Origin of the sequence: Chryseobacterium sp. P1-3 (genome assembly GCF_000738495.1) — a bacterium.
In the GTDB taxonomy this organism is placed as follows: Bacteria; Bacteroidota; Bacteroidia; order Flavobacteriales; family Weeksellaceae; genus Chryseobacterium; species Chryseobacterium gallinarum.
Genome location: NZ_JPEQ01000007.1, coordinates 477,598 through 490,399, shown reverse-complemented (window position 1 = coordinate 490,399; position 12,802 = coordinate 477,598). Strand labels below are relative to the sequence as shown.

Here is a 12,802-nt window from a genome sequence, read left to right as displayed (position 1 = left end):
TTTCCTGCCGGCAGCTTATAGCAGTTACTCCCGTAAATGACATTTCCGGAAAATAAATACAACTATTTTCTGCAGTTTTGTAATTGCCGGCCTCCGGCTTTTTTCCTTCTGCAGAAAAGAAGTTAAATACTGATTTTTTTAGCAAGAGTTCCTACTTGTCTGAGTTTAGCCTGAGTATCTTCCGACCAGGGAAGGCCGATACAAAGCCTCATGCAATTTTCAAACTGTTCCTGAAAGGTAAACATCCTTCCCGGGGCGATACTGATGTTTTGCTTAATGGCCAGATCATAAAGCTCAGTCGTCCGGATTTTCCTATCGAATTCCACCCAAAGGGAAAGCCCTCCCTGTGGGCGACTTGTCCTGGTTCCTTCAGGAAATGATTCTGCAATGGTCTGTACATAATTCTGATAATTGCTTTGGAGTGTTCTGCGAAGCTTTTGAAGGTGCTTTTCATATTTTCCGGATTTCATAAAATTAGCCACAGCTTCATTCACGATGGAGATTGAAGATGTGGAATGCAGCAGTTTAAGTTTTAAGATTTTATCTTTATATTTTCCGGGAGCAATCCATCCAACCCGATAGCCAGGAGCCAGTGTTTTTGAAATAGAGCTGCAATATAAAACATTTCCGTCTGTGTCAAAAGATTTACAACATCTGGGACGGGAAGCTCCAAAATAAAGATCACCATAGACATCATCTTCAATTAACGGGATGTTATTTTCAGAAAGAATTTTCACCACTTCCTTTTTATTTTCGTCAGACATACAACTGCCTAAAGGAGAATTAAAGTTGGGAATCAGCAGGCATAGATTGATCTTAGGAATTACTTTTTTTAAAGCTTCAATTTCAATTCCGGTAGTAGGATGGGTAGGAAGCTCAAGTACTTTGAGTCCCAATCCGTTGGCTAATTGCAGGATTCCGGGATAACAAGGGCTTTCTATAGCGATGGTATCACCTGGTTGGCCTAAAGCCATCAGACAGAAAGACAGTGCATTCATCCCACCATTGGTTGTAACGAGATCGTTTTCATGGAGGTTACCTCCCCATTGTAAAGAACGTATGGCAATCATTCTCCTTAATTTGAGATTTCCCTGGAGTTCTTCGTACTCTGTGCCCCCTTCTTTCAGTTCCCGGATAGCCTGAACTATTTCTTTTTTCAGCTTAGCCTGCGGAAGAAGGTCACCGGACGGAATACCGATCGAAAAAAAGGTAAAGTCTTTCCGCCCCATATTCTCGTAAACCTTACTGATAAGTTCATCAGGTTCATCATTATTGGCGATCAGAGATGGCCGGCTTATTTCAGGTAAGGGAAGGTTAACGGACAGAAATTGGCTTACAAAGTACCCTGATTGGGGTTTAGACTCAATCAGGGACTGGGATTCAAGCTCCAGAAAGACCCGTTTTGCAGTATTCATGCTTACCCGGTGTTCCTGACATAGCATTCTTACGGATGGAAGTTTGTCTCCCGCTTTCAATATCCCATTTTTAATTTGCCCGGCAATGCCGTCTGCAATTTCTGTATATAAAAATTCTTTGCTCATATCGTTAACTGTGTCCATGCAAATATACAAAACTGATACTGTGCTTATTCGATTTTCCTTTCTAATTTTGAATAATTAATGACAACTTTATTAAAATGACGACCGATACAATATCAAAAGAACAGGCAATAAACGGATGGATTAACGGATTCATAGGAGTATTGCTTTTCAGTGGATCAATGCCTGCTACAAAACTGGCCGTGATGGAAATGAACCCTGTATTTGTGACCATCGCCCGCGCTGTAATTGCGGGAATCCTGGCCCTTTCCGTTCTTTTATTATATAAGGAAAAACGGCCTGAGAAAACTCAGATTTTTTCTTTGATACTGGTCGCTATAGGCTGTGTCATAGGTTTTCCGTTGCTTTCTTCATTAGCCCTGCAGCATCTTTCCTCAGCGCATTCTATTGTATTTCTTGGGATGCTTCCTTTGTCAACAGCAGTTTTCGGAGTCCTCCGTGGAGGAGAAAGACCTCATCCTGTATTCTGGTTTTTTTCCGTTGTGGGTAGTTTATTGGTTATGGGATATGCTTTTTCGCAGGGGATTTCAGCTTCGCCTGTAGGAGATCTACTGATGCTTCTTGCTGTAATTTTGTGTGGACTGGGATATGCTGAAGGAGCAAAACTTTCAAAAAGCCTTGGAGGATGGCAGGTTATTTCCTGGGCATTGGTATTGTCTTTACCTGTAATGCTTCCGCTGTTTTTTATTTATTTTCCAAACAATCCAGGAACCATCAGCTTTAAGGGATGGTTCGGATTAGGGTATATTTCTTTATTTAGTATGTTTATTGGTTTTATATTCTGGTATAAGGGCTTGGCACAAGGAGGAATCTCCTCTGTGGGGCAGCTTCAGTTGTTACAGCCTTTCTTCGGACTTGCTTTGGCGGCATATTTTCTTCATGAGCAGGTAAGTGCAGGAATGGTGGGAGTGACTGTTGGAGTTATTGTATGTGTTGCAGGAACTAAAAAATTTGCAAAATAATTAAAAATAATGCATTATGATTTAAGTCATAAGAAAAAGCCTAGATCATAAACTACTTTTGTTATTCCACATCACAAAATATATTATTATGAAATGTACCGCACCATTGCTAATCTTGGGGCTCGTTGTTACGAGCTGTAAAAAAAGAGTCCCGAACAGAAAGATCAATTCCTACAGACAGTATCATAAATGATACCGTAACTGTAGATACTATATCAAGCAATTATACGCCAGCTCCGGCTTTAGCAGATACTATACATTATGACAGTATTTCCGGAAATAAAAATAAGGATACTGTAAAAGCCCATAAAAATAAAGCTATGGGAAAATAAGCATGAAATTCCCTCCATTATAAGAGCGAATATAACTTATGTTTCTTTTATTGTAAGATTACAAAAATTTTCATTTTGTTTTTGATAGGAATAATTAAATACAATTTATTTTTTTCTATCAAATGATTATTTATATTGTTGATATTTTATAAAAATTAACAATGAATTAAATTTATTTAACTTTTAAACACTTAGTTAGGTTTAATATTTGCACTCTATAAAATCAGTTCCCCAATATTTTTGCTAAGATAAAATAAGAGAAGAAGAATAACATTTAAAAACAACTATTATGGTTATTAATGAAAGCATTTTGCACTCAGCGGGAGCAGAAATTAAAGAATACCACCCGACAGAAAACCTATTCTGTGAAGGTGATTCCCCTCATTACTACTATCAGATTATTACAGGAGAGGTAAAACTTAATAATTATGATGAAGAAGGGAAAGAGTTTATACAGAATATATTATCAAAAGGGCAGAGCTGTGGCGAGTCTATCCTTTTTATAGACAAGCCTTATCCGATGAATGCTGAAGCCATCACTGAATGTAGTGTTTTCAAGCTTTCTAAGTCAACTTTCTTTGCCCTTTTGAATGAATCGCCGGAACTGTGTATGGAAGTGAACAGCTTTCTTTCTGAAAGACTTTACTATAAATTTATAATGATGCAGAATATATCCTCCCAAAGCCCTTCTAAAAGGCTTAAGGGATTAATGGATTATCTTAAAAGCTTTCAAATAGATGAGAGGCCCTATTCATTCATGATTCCGTTAACAAGACAACAAATGGCCAGTCTTACCGGCCTTTGTGTGGAAACCGCGATACGGACCATCAAACACATGGAAAGAAACAAGATTGTTAAAATCGAAAATCGTAAAATTTTGTATTAAACAGTAAGTTTTAATCAATTTATGACTATTGGTATTGAGTATAACCTTCTACTCATTGTTACAGGGGACAGGACTTATAAAGTTTGTGAATTCTGAAGGTAATTATAGTCCGTTTGTACGAACAGTCAAGCAGCAGGCTACCTGAGTTTTGAAAATTACATTTTTTTAAGAAACTTCCAATATATATGAAAAATATTCTTTTCATTTCAAGGAAAACAGTAAAATCAAATCATATTATAATAAAAAAAATGTAAGTTTTATATTAAATTTGATGTACTATGACTCAGATCATAAAAAAGTGATTTATTCAATAGTATATTTGATTAGTTAATTGTATGATACAATTCTAAAATCTTAGCAGAAGGGACCAAGCCCTTTTATTCAGTTTGAAATTATCGATTCCATTTGGTTGCCTTCTGCATAAACCCGGCAAGGCATCATTATATATTTAACTATAAAAAAAACTAATTATGAACACTAGAAATTCAAAAAGACATTCATCTGAAAGCCTTAAAGAAGTTTATCAATTAGGGTATGACTATGGTTATGAGGATATTTGGGAAAACGAAGATTATGATATTTTTCCAGAATATGATATTCATATCAATGACGCTAGCCATCAAAGAGTAGACAAAGAAAGACAGGGGCAGCTATGGGAGAATCGGGGAAAATTTATTTCAGCGAGAAGCGGATTTCATGAGAACTCCAGAAGCCATCTGCCCGGTCATTTTAACGCAAACCGGACGTAAGATTCAACAATAACAAATAAGATCTTCCGAAATCGGAGGCAGACGTAATTCATAATTCTTTTTCCATGATTGCCTCTTTAATCACCATAAAGGGGCAGTCTTTTTCAACTTTAAACACCTCACATTATGATTAGTAAAACCACAAAAACAACCAGCACTACGGCTTCTCCGGTAAAAGAAATGACTGTAGATAATGCATCTGTAAAAGAAGATGAAATGAAAAATTCATCTCTGCATAAGTTCTTCATCAGTGCCCTTAAAGATATCTATTACGCTGAAAATGCCATCCTGGAAGCATTGGAAAAAATGCAGGATGCTGCTACTACTGATGAATTGAAGGAAGCTTTTGAAGACCATCATCTTCAGACTCAAAAGCATGTAAAACGGCTTGAAAAGGTTTTCGGGCTTATTGATGAAAAACCTGAAAAAAAAGAATGTGAGGCCATAAAAGGAATCATTAAAGAAGGTGAAGAGGTTATCAAATCTACTGAAGAAGGTTCCATGACAAGAGATGCCGCACTTATTATTGCTGCTCAGAAAGTAGAACATTATGAAATTGCTACTTATGGTGGTCTTGCACAGCTGGCAATTACCATGGGACATGATAAAGCTGCTGAACTTCTTGAGAGAACCCTTCAGGAGGAAGAAGATACCGATGAAGGGCTCACAGAAATTGCAGAAAACTTCATCAATTTTTGATGCAGAAAAAGAAGGTTAGATGCCCACTTATGCCATCGATCTTGTGAGGGTGGCCTACCTTAATCATGAACTCAAGTATATATGGATTGTCAGAAAATAATAAAGACCCTGAGACATAAAGATTTTATAAAAAGTCGATAATAAAGGGAATTGGTTTGAAGAAGGAGCAGCTATCTATGCAAAAGAAATAAAAGATAATATTTTTTTATTATTTATTATCCTTAAAGGAATGCATATTGAAAATATTCAGGCATTGATTGCTCACTTTGATTGTTTCAGCAGCATTGGACTGAAAGAGCCGGAACAGATTATGTTTTATCTTTCTATTAAGGATAAGCAAGACCTCCATTATTTTGATCAATATTTAAAAACTTCTGATAATTAATACTTTTTTGAATATGATATTTGAAAATGACACTTTGCAGAATTCCGCACTGAATGATAAAAATAACGCACTGGAAAATGAAACCTTGTTTCCGCTTATGATTAATTCCTACGGAGTAACTGCTTTTTTGATCAAATCACTGGAAAAGATCAAAAAGAATGCACAATGTGAAATTCTTAGAAAAGTAATTGACAGATACATGGAAGAATACATTCTCCATCTTCAGGAATTTCATGTTAAAAATACAATGAATATAATCGATGAAAACACTGAAATAAGAATTGAATCGCCTTCTTTTACTTTATATGCTAAAATGGCCTACTATAAAGTATTAAAAGAAGAAGAGTATATCCATAGACTCCTTCATCTACTGGAGAATGGTAAAAGAGATTAATTTTTTATCTGACTGCTTGAAATATATAGACCAATCCAAAATTTATGAATATATGAAAACGAATGAACAAAATAATGAAAAAGCAGACCAGCTGAAGTGGCACACCACTTATAATGAGAATGAAAAGCTAACCACGAATCAGGGGCTGAAGATTAACAATAACCAGGACTCTTTAAAAGCAGGAGAAAGGGGCCCGACTTTGCTGGAAGATTTTATTTTGAGGGAAAAAATCACCCATTTTGACCATGAAAGAATTCCTGAGAGGGTGGTTCATGCCAGAGGTTCGGGAGCACATGGTGTTTTTAAGCTTACCAAAAGCCTTAAAAATTATACCAAAGCTAAATTTTTAACGGAGGTAGGTAAGGAAACTCCTGTCTTTATAAGGTTTTCAACAGTTGCCGGAAGTAAAGGAAGTACAGATCTGGCAAGAGATGTGCGCGGATTTGCAGTAAAATTTTATACAGAAGAAGGAAATTATGACCTGGTAGCGAATAATATGCCGGTATTCTTTATTCAGGATGCCATTAAGTTTCCAGATCTCGTTCATGCCGTAAAACCGGAACCCGATAATGAAATTCCCCAGGCCGCTTCTGCACATGATACTTTCTGGGATTTTATATCATTGATGCCTGAAAGCATGCACATGATCATGTGGCTGATGAGTGACAGGGCTATTCCGAGAAGTTTCAGGATGATGGAAGGGTTTGGGGTACATTCTTTTAAATTTATTAATGATGAAGGAAAAGTACACTTTGTTAAATTCCATTTCAAACCTAGGCTTGGAGTACATTCGGTAGCCTGGAATGAAGCTCAGACTATTTCGGGAGTGGATCCTGATTTCCATAAAAGAGATCTGTGGGAAGCCATTGAAAACGGAGACTATCCTGAATGGGATTTGGGAGTACAGCTGATTCCTGAAGAAGATGAAGATCGTTTTGATTTTGATCTTCTTGATCCTACAAAACTGGTTCCTGAAGAAGAGGTTCCCGTAGAACTTGTAGGGACATTAACATTAAACAGAAATCCGGATAATTTTTTCGCAGAAACGGAACAGATTGCTTTTCATCCGGGACATATTGTTCCGGGAATTGATTTCACCAATGATCCGCTATTGCAGGGAAGATTATTTTCATATACAGATACCCAATTATCCAGACTGGGATCTCCAAATTTCCACGAAATCCCGATCAACAGGTCTATCAATACCGTCCACAATAATCAGCGGGATGGCCATATGAGGCAGCAGATTGTCAAAGGGAAAAGTAGCTATGATCCTAATTCTATAGGAATGGGCTGTCCTTTCCAGGCTATGATGTCTGAAGGAGGATTTACTTCCCACGAGGAAAGAGTCTCCGGGGCAAAAATCCGACAAAGGAGCAAAAGCTTTGTAGACCATTATTCTCAGGCCAAATTATTTTATAACAGCCAGTCAACTCCGGAAAAAATACATCTACAGAATGCATTGATTTTTGAGCTTTCAAAAGTAACGCATCCTAAAATAAGAGAAAGAGTAGTAGGACAGCTTGGGTATATCGATATGTTCTTGGCATGGAGGGTAGCTGAAAAACTGGGGGTTGAAGTAAAGCAGCTGGAGTGGCCTAACCAAAGCATACCTGCCGATGCTGATCCTATAGAACTCCAAAGCCAGGAAAGAGAGCCTAATACCAAGGTTTCGGATGCCTTAAGTATGAAAAATACGGTTAAAAATACCATTAAAACCCGGAAAATTGGATTTATCATGGCCAATGGCGTAGAAGCAGGCACCATTTATGATCTTAAAGAAAAACTGGAGAAAGAAGGAGCCAAAACTGAAATTATTGCTCCCAGCTTAGCCCCTGTACGTACAAATGATGGTACAGATCTTATCCCAAAACATTCTTTAACCAGTATAAGAAGTGTTTGTTTTGATGCCCTTTATATTTGTGCCGGTGAAGACGCTGTGAAAGAACTTATGGCTCCTGACAATAAGCATCATGTGCTTCACTTTATCAATGAAGCCTATAAACATTGTAAAGCCATTTATTTTGGTGAAAATACGGAGCCTCTTTACCAGAGTTCAAATGTTGCTTTAAGAAAGCATGAGGATCCGGGAATTATTACCTGGGATGATCAAAATCCTGCAGATAAGTTCATTAATGCCATAGCCCAACATAGGGTTTGGGATCTTGAACTGGAAAGGAACACCCAATCATAACAACATATCCTTCACACCATTTATTATTGAAAATGATAAAAAAAGCTGTCTGGATGTATAAAACAGCAGCTTTTTTATCCATTTTCCATCAATCACCTTAAAATAGAATATTATGGAATTTCAAAAGAATCTTCTGGAATATATAAGTCAATCTTTGATGACTACAGATGAAACGATCTCAGTGGCTGAAAGTGTTACTTCAGGGTGCTTACAGCTGGCTTTTTCACAAATGCCAAATGCCTCATTATTCTATAAGGGAGGAATGACAGCCTATACTTTACCTGAAAAGGTAAGATTATTACATGTAAACAGAAAGGAAGCCGAGGAATGTGATTGTGTTTCAGAAAACATCGCTGAAACAATGGCATTGAACGTGGCTTCCCTTTATGAATCGGATTGGTCCATTGCAACCACAGGTTATTGTACCCCGATCCGGAATTCGGCGTATAAAATTTTTGCCTATTTCTCATTTTCGTATAAAGGAGAGATTATCCTTACCAAAAAATTAGAATTACATCCTAAAACACAAGCTTTAAATGCCCAGTTATACTACACGGAATTTATTCTGGGCTGTTTTAAAAGCGAGATCAACAGACTGCTGATATTAAAGTGATGTAAAAAAGAATACACATGGGAAAATTAGAAAACAAATCAGCACTGATTACCGGTGCTGACAGCGGAATCGGGAGAGCGGTAGCACTGCTTTTCGCATTAGAAGGAGCCGATATTGCTATTATATATCATAGCAGTGATGATGATGCTGAAAAAACGAAAGCTGAAATTGAAAACCTGGGCAGAAAGTGCATCCTTTTTCAAGGAGATATTAATGATTACGAATTTTGCGAAAAGACGGCTAAGGATGTAGTTTCGGAATTAGGGAAAATTGATATTCTTGTCAATAATGCAGGCGTTCAGTTTCCATCAGATAATATTGTAAACCTGGAAGAAAAGAATATCCGGAAAACCTTTGATTCCAATATTGTAGGAATGATCTTACTCACGAAAGTGGTTTTCCAGTATATGAAAGAAGGAAGCTGTGTAATTAATACCACTTCTGCGGTTGCCTATCAGGGGCATCCTGAACTGCTGGATTATTCAGCAACAAAAGGCGCTATTGTCGCTTTTACGCGCTCGTTGGCTTTACAGGCAAAACCTCAGAACATCAGGATTAATGCTGTAGCTCCGGGGCCTGTGGCAACCCCGCTTACGGAAGAAACATTCAATGAAAAAAAAGAAAATCCCAATCTGCCCCCTTTTGAAAGAAACGCTACTCCTGAAGAGATTGCCTCAAGCTTTTTATTTCTGGCAAGCGATGACGCTGTACAGATTACAGGGCAGGTCATTCATCCTAACGGGGGATTAATTGTAAATGGATAATAAAAATTTTAAAATACTTCAGTATGAAAACAACAGCATTTATTTTAGGTATTATGGGCTTATTCACTTTTGTTTCCTGCAGATGCAACCTTGATGAAGATGAATCTGAAAAAAAACCGGAGACTGAAGAAAATAACCGGAAGACTAAGGAGTCTGAAAATGATACTTTACGCATACGATAAGAAGTTTAACCTTATAATTATTTGATCATGTACAGAGATGGAGCAAGAAAAAGCATATGGCAGGAGGAAATCAAAAAAAAGTCGACAGAAACGGATCTTTACCGGATGTTTGATGTCGTGATAGTAGGCGGTGGGATTACAGGGGTATCCACAGGTTTGAAACTTCAGGAATCCGGAAAAAAATGCCTTATTCTGGAAGCTGCCAACATTGGATTCGGAACAACCGGCGGGACAACGGCCCATTTAAATGATTTTTTTGATACTACCTTTACACAAGCCATTAACCGTTTCGGTTTAGAAAATGCCAAGCTATATGCAGAATCCGGAAAGGATGCCATTGATATTATTGAGGATAATATCCGGAAATACAATATCCAATGTGATTTTGTCAGGAAACCGGCCTATCTTTTTGCTTTGGATGAGAAACAGGAAAAACAATTGAAAGATATTGTAGAAGGAGCTTCCCGGGTAGGACATGAAATGATGTATGTAAGTGAAATCCCGTTTCCTGTTCCTTTTAAAGAAGCCGTGGTTATTCCGGGGCAGGGCAGCTTCCATCCCATCAAATATATTAAAGGATTATGTGATGCCTTTATTCAATTAGGAGGTTCCATTGTGGAAGAGTGTTTCTGTGAATCGCATGAGAAGAAAGATGACAGTATTATTCTAACAACTTCCAAAGGAGAAATTAAAGCAGAATATGTGATTTATGCTACCCATATTCCTCCTGGAGTTAATGTTCTGCATTTTACCAATGCTCCCTACAGAAGTTATGCCATTGCTTTCACTCTGAAAGATGAAAACTATCCATGGGAATTGGGGTATGATCTGGAAGATCCTTATCACTATTACAGAATACAGGATGTTGATGGACAAAAATTACTGATCGCAGGAGGTGAAGATCATAAAACGGGGCATTCTGACGATACCGGGGAATGTTTTTCAAGGCTTGAGAATTATGTCCGGGAGTATTTTAATGTTGAAACGGTGTATTACAGCTGGTCAAGTCAGTATTACGAACCTGTGGATGGATTTCCTTACATTGGAAAGCTTCCGGGAAATGATGAAAAAATATATGTGGCTACAGGTTTCAGGGGAAACGGGATGATATTCGGAACCCTTTCTTCGCAGATTTTTCATGATCTGATTATTAACGGAGAAAGTAAATATGAGAAAATATTCAATCCTTCAAGAATAAAACCTCTGGCCGGATTTACAGAATTTGTAAAAGAAAATGCGTCCGTAGCTTTTGATTTTATAAAAGATAAGACTTTTATAGAGAAGATTGAATCTTTTTCAGAAGTGAGGGAGGGAGAAGCGAAAGTAATACGGTATGAAGGTAACTCTTATGCCTTATATAAAGAAAATAACGGTATGCTCCATCTGCTGAGAAGTACCTGTCCGCATGCAGGCTGTGAAGTAAGATGGAACAGTGCTGAATTAAGCTGGGACTGTCCTTGTCATGGCTCCCGGTTTAATGTTAACGGAAAAGTACTTACAGGCCCTACTACTAAAAAACTAGAGAAGATATTCCCTTACCAGAGCAATAAATCATGAGTCTGTCTATCAAACAAAAAATCACGAAAAATGTCACAACCTGGTTTTTTTTACCGCAACAGCCTGAGTCTGGTTTTGTTTGCTTTAATGATGCTTTCCCTTACAGGACAGTTCTTTACAGGGTGGACTACAGAAAATAAAGAACTTATTGAAAACGGTATGCCTCCTTTGCGGTTAGGAGAATACCTGTATAGCGGACATTTTATTCAGGCTACTTTTGAGAATTGGGAAAGTGAGTTTCTGCAGATGCTGTTATATGTTCTGTTAACGGTTTCTTTAAGACAAAAAGGTTCCAGCGAGTCCAAATCCCTGGAAAAGGAAGAAGATGTTGATAAAAGAACCCCGCCCGCATCCTAAGGCCCCATGGCCGGTAAAAAAAGGAGGAATATGGCTTGCCATTTATAAACACTCATTGTCCCTGGCTTTTGGGCTTCTTTTTCTTATGAGTTTTACACTGCATTTTTATGGAAGTTTTAAAGATTTTAATAATGAGCAGCTGATGAAAAAGCAGTCTCCGGTAACGATGATGCAGTATATTTCAGAATCAAGATTCTGGTTTGAATCTTTCCAGAACTGGCAGAGTGAATTTCTGGCGGTTGTATCCCTGGTCATTTTGTCAATCTGGCTCCGGGAAAAAGGCTCCCCGGAATCAAAACCCGTGGATATGCCTCATGATGAAACTCCCTGACTTTTTATATTTTTGGGTTTTGTTTTCATCACGGCAAAATAAGAGGCTGTAAAGGCAGACAAGCTCTGATATCCCACTTTATAAGCAATTTCGCTTAATGTATACTGCCGGGTGTCGATCAGCTCAATACTTTTCAGAATTCTTGTCAGCTGAAGATACTTCTGTAAAGTAATTCCGGTTTCATGTTTAAAAATCCGCTGAAGGCTCCTTACAGACATTTGTGCTTTTTCAGCCAAAGAATCGATATTTAAATGGTATTTAAAATTAGAGCTGATGTCCTGGCAAACCGGGATTAGCCTCTTATCGGCAGGAACAGGGATCTCCAGTCCGTTACTTTCTTTGCAGAAATTGGGAAGGCTTCTCAATATCGCTCTGAAAAAAATATCCTGTTCATCATTTTCAGCCAATACTTTATTCCATTTCGAGGCATATAACAGCATTTCTTTAAGAACCGGAGGCGCTGCAAAAACATGTACATCCTGATAAAAATCTTCCGGGAAAACAGTTTTGAATAAAAAGACCATAAGCTCAACCGTCTGGGCTTCGGATGTTATTTTATGAGCCTTTTCAGACGGAATCCAGATAACATGGTGCTGGGGCACAAGATGAATCTTATTCTCTATGTGGAAATACTGGTAGCCCTCTTCTACAAAAGTAAGCTGCGAGCGGGCATGAATATGTTCATTATCATCATGCCTCCAGTTTTTTTCACACCATACATAGGCTTCTTTGGGAATGGTATCTACAAAATAACTGTTGTTTTTCCTGGTTAGTCCACATTTGATATTGTCGTTTTGCATATGTTTTTTGGCAAATTTAATAAAAACGCCAATATTAA

15 protein-coding genes are annotated in these 12,802 nt (G+C 37.8%); 13 read left to right on the top strand and 2 right to left on the bottom strand.

The annotated features are described in order from the left end of the window. Window positions 1-122: 122 nt before the first annotated feature. Window positions 123-1,541, bottom strand: a complete 1,419-nt coding sequence (locus HX13_RS10810) for a PLP-dependent aminotransferase family protein (protein ID WP_050021076.1) — start codon at window positions 1,539-1,541, stop codon at window positions 123-125. Window positions 1,542-1,636: 95 nt separating this feature from the next. On the opposite strand from HX13_RS10810, the gene HX13_RS10805 reads away from it, so the two are divergent. The 13 genes from HX13_RS10805 (at window position 1,637) to HX13_RS24065 (ending at window position 11,964) form a co-directional block, all read left to right on the top strand. Continuing rightward, window positions 1,637-2,521, top strand: a complete 885-nt coding sequence (locus tag HX13_RS10805; RefSeq protein WP_128572361.1) for a DMT family transporter — start codon at window positions 1,637-1,639, stop codon at window positions 2,519-2,521. A 125-nt stretch (window positions 2,522-2,646) separates the two neighbouring features. After that, on the top strand, window positions 2,647-2,853 hold the full coding sequence (locus tag HX13_RS10800) for a hypothetical protein (protein WP_050021074.1): 207 nt from the start codon (window positions 2,647-2,649) through the stop codon (window positions 2,851-2,853). Between the two features lie 289 nt (window positions 2,854-3,142). Next, entirely contained in the window at window positions 3,143-3,739 is a 597-nt protein-coding gene (locus HX13_RS10795; protein ID WP_050021073.1) for a Crp/Fnr family transcriptional regulator, read from the top strand. A 470-nt stretch (window positions 3,740-4,209) separates the two neighbouring features. Further along, the gene (locus tag HX13_RS10790) at window positions 4,210-4,488 is read left to right on the top strand and encodes a hypothetical protein (protein WP_050021072.1); all 279 of its coding nucleotides are present in this window, start codon (window positions 4,210-4,212) and stop codon (window positions 4,486-4,488) included. Between the two features lie 126 nt (window positions 4,489-4,614). Continuing rightward, the gene (locus tag HX13_RS10785) at window positions 4,615-5,187 is read left to right on the top strand and encodes a ferritin-like domain-containing protein (RefSeq protein WP_238555238.1); all 573 of its coding nucleotides are present in this window, start codon (window positions 4,615-4,617) and stop codon (window positions 5,185-5,187) included. Window positions 5,188-5,606: 419 nt separating this feature from the next. Further along, the gene (locus tag HX13_RS10780) at window positions 5,607-5,966 is read left to right on the top strand and encodes a hypothetical protein (protein WP_128572360.1); all 360 of its coding nucleotides are present in this window, start codon (window positions 5,607-5,609) and stop codon (window positions 5,964-5,966) included. A gap of 52 nt (window positions 5,967-6,018) precedes the next feature. Further along, window positions 6,019-8,160 (top strand): catalase, encoded by a 2,142-nt coding sequence (locus tag HX13_RS10775; RefSeq protein ID WP_050021412.1) that lies wholly within the window; start codon window positions 6,019-6,021, stop codon window positions 8,158-8,160. A 112-nt stretch (window positions 8,161-8,272) separates the two neighbouring features. Beyond that, complete coding sequence (locus tag HX13_RS10770) at window positions 8,273-8,773, top strand: CinA family protein (RefSeq protein WP_050021070.1); 501 nt, start codon at window positions 8,273-8,275, stop codon at window positions 8,771-8,773. Window positions 8,774-8,790: 17 nt separating this feature from the next. Then, a complete protein-coding gene (locus HX13_RS10765; RefSeq protein ID WP_050021069.1) occupies window positions 8,791-9,537 on the top strand; it encodes an SDR family oxidoreductase in 747 nt (248 codons plus the stop codon). Window positions 9,538-9,560: 23 nt separating this feature from the next. Continuing rightward, the gene (locus HX13_RS22505; RefSeq protein WP_156173320.1) at window positions 9,561-9,719 is read left to right on the top strand and encodes a hypothetical protein; all 159 of its coding nucleotides are present in this window, start codon (window positions 9,561-9,563) and stop codon (window positions 9,717-9,719) included. A 27-nt stretch (window positions 9,720-9,746) separates the two neighbouring features. Beyond that, window positions 9,747-11,276, top strand: a complete 1,530-nt coding sequence (locus HX13_RS10760; RefSeq protein ID WP_050021068.1) for an FAD-dependent oxidoreductase — start codon at window positions 9,747-9,749, stop codon at window positions 11,274-11,276. Window positions 11,277-11,306: 30 nt separating this feature from the next. Beyond that, window positions 11,307-11,633, top strand: a complete 327-nt coding sequence (locus HX13_RS24070; RefSeq protein ID WP_238555237.1) for a DUF6766 family protein — start codon at window positions 11,307-11,309, stop codon at window positions 11,631-11,633. Beyond that, complete coding sequence (locus HX13_RS24065; RefSeq protein WP_238555236.1) at window positions 11,602-11,964, top strand: DUF6766 family protein; 363 nt, start codon at window positions 11,602-11,604, stop codon at window positions 11,962-11,964. Before HX13_RS24070 ends, HX13_RS24065 begins: the two co-directional genes overlap by 32 nt. On the opposite strand, the gene HX13_RS10750 is transcribed toward HX13_RS24065, so the two are convergent. Further along, entirely contained in the window at window positions 11,946-12,764 is an 819-nt protein-coding gene (locus HX13_RS10750; RefSeq protein WP_050021067.1) for a helix-turn-helix domain-containing protein, read from the bottom strand. The genes HX13_RS24065 and HX13_RS10750 overlap by 19 nt on opposite strands. Window positions 12,765-12,802: the final 38 nt, after the last annotated feature.

Coding starts and splice junctions, on each gene's coding strand:
- HX13_RS10810 (WP_050021076.1), bottom strand. CDS start 1,541: ATGAGCAAAGAATTTTTATATACAGAAATTGCAGACGGCATTGCCGGG.
- HX13_RS10805 (WP_128572361.1), top strand. CDS start 1,637: ATGACGACCGATACAATATCAAAAGAACAGGCAATAAACGGATGGATT.
- HX13_RS10795 (WP_050021073.1), top strand. CDS start 3,143: ATGGTTATTAATGAAAGCATTTTGCACTCAGCGGGAGCAGAAATTAAA.
- HX13_RS10790 (WP_050021072.1), top strand. CDS start 4,210: ATGAACACTAGAAATTCAAAAAGACATTCATCTGAAAGCCTTAAAGAA.
- HX13_RS10785 (WP_238555238.1), top strand. CDS start 4,615: ATGATTAGTAAAACCACAAAAACAACCAGCACTACGGCTTCTCCGGTA.
- HX13_RS10775 (WP_050021412.1), top strand. CDS start 6,019: ATGAAAACGAATGAACAAAATAATGAAAAAGCAGACCAGCTGAAGTGG.
- HX13_RS10770 (WP_050021070.1), top strand. CDS start 8,273: ATGGAATTTCAAAAGAATCTTCTGGAATATATAAGTCAATCTTTGATG.
- HX13_RS10765 (WP_050021069.1), top strand. CDS start 8,791: ATGGGAAAATTAGAAAACAAATCAGCACTGATTACCGGTGCTGACAGC.
- HX13_RS22505 (WP_156173320.1), top strand. CDS start 9,561: ATGAAAACAACAGCATTTATTTTAGGTATTATGGGCTTATTCACTTTT.
- HX13_RS10760 (WP_050021068.1), top strand. CDS start 9,747: ATGTACAGAGATGGAGCAAGAAAAAGCATATGGCAGGAGGAAATCAAA.
- HX13_RS24070 (WP_238555237.1), top strand. CDS start 11,307: ATGTCACAACCTGGTTTTTTTTACCGCAACAGCCTGAGTCTGGTTTTG.
- HX13_RS24065 (WP_238555236.1), top strand. CDS start 11,602: ATGTTGATAAAAGAACCCCGCCCGCATCCTAAGGCCCCATGGCCGGTA.
- HX13_RS10750 (WP_050021067.1), bottom strand. CDS start 12,764: ATGCAAAACGACAATATCAAATGTGGACTAACCAGGAAAAACAACAGT.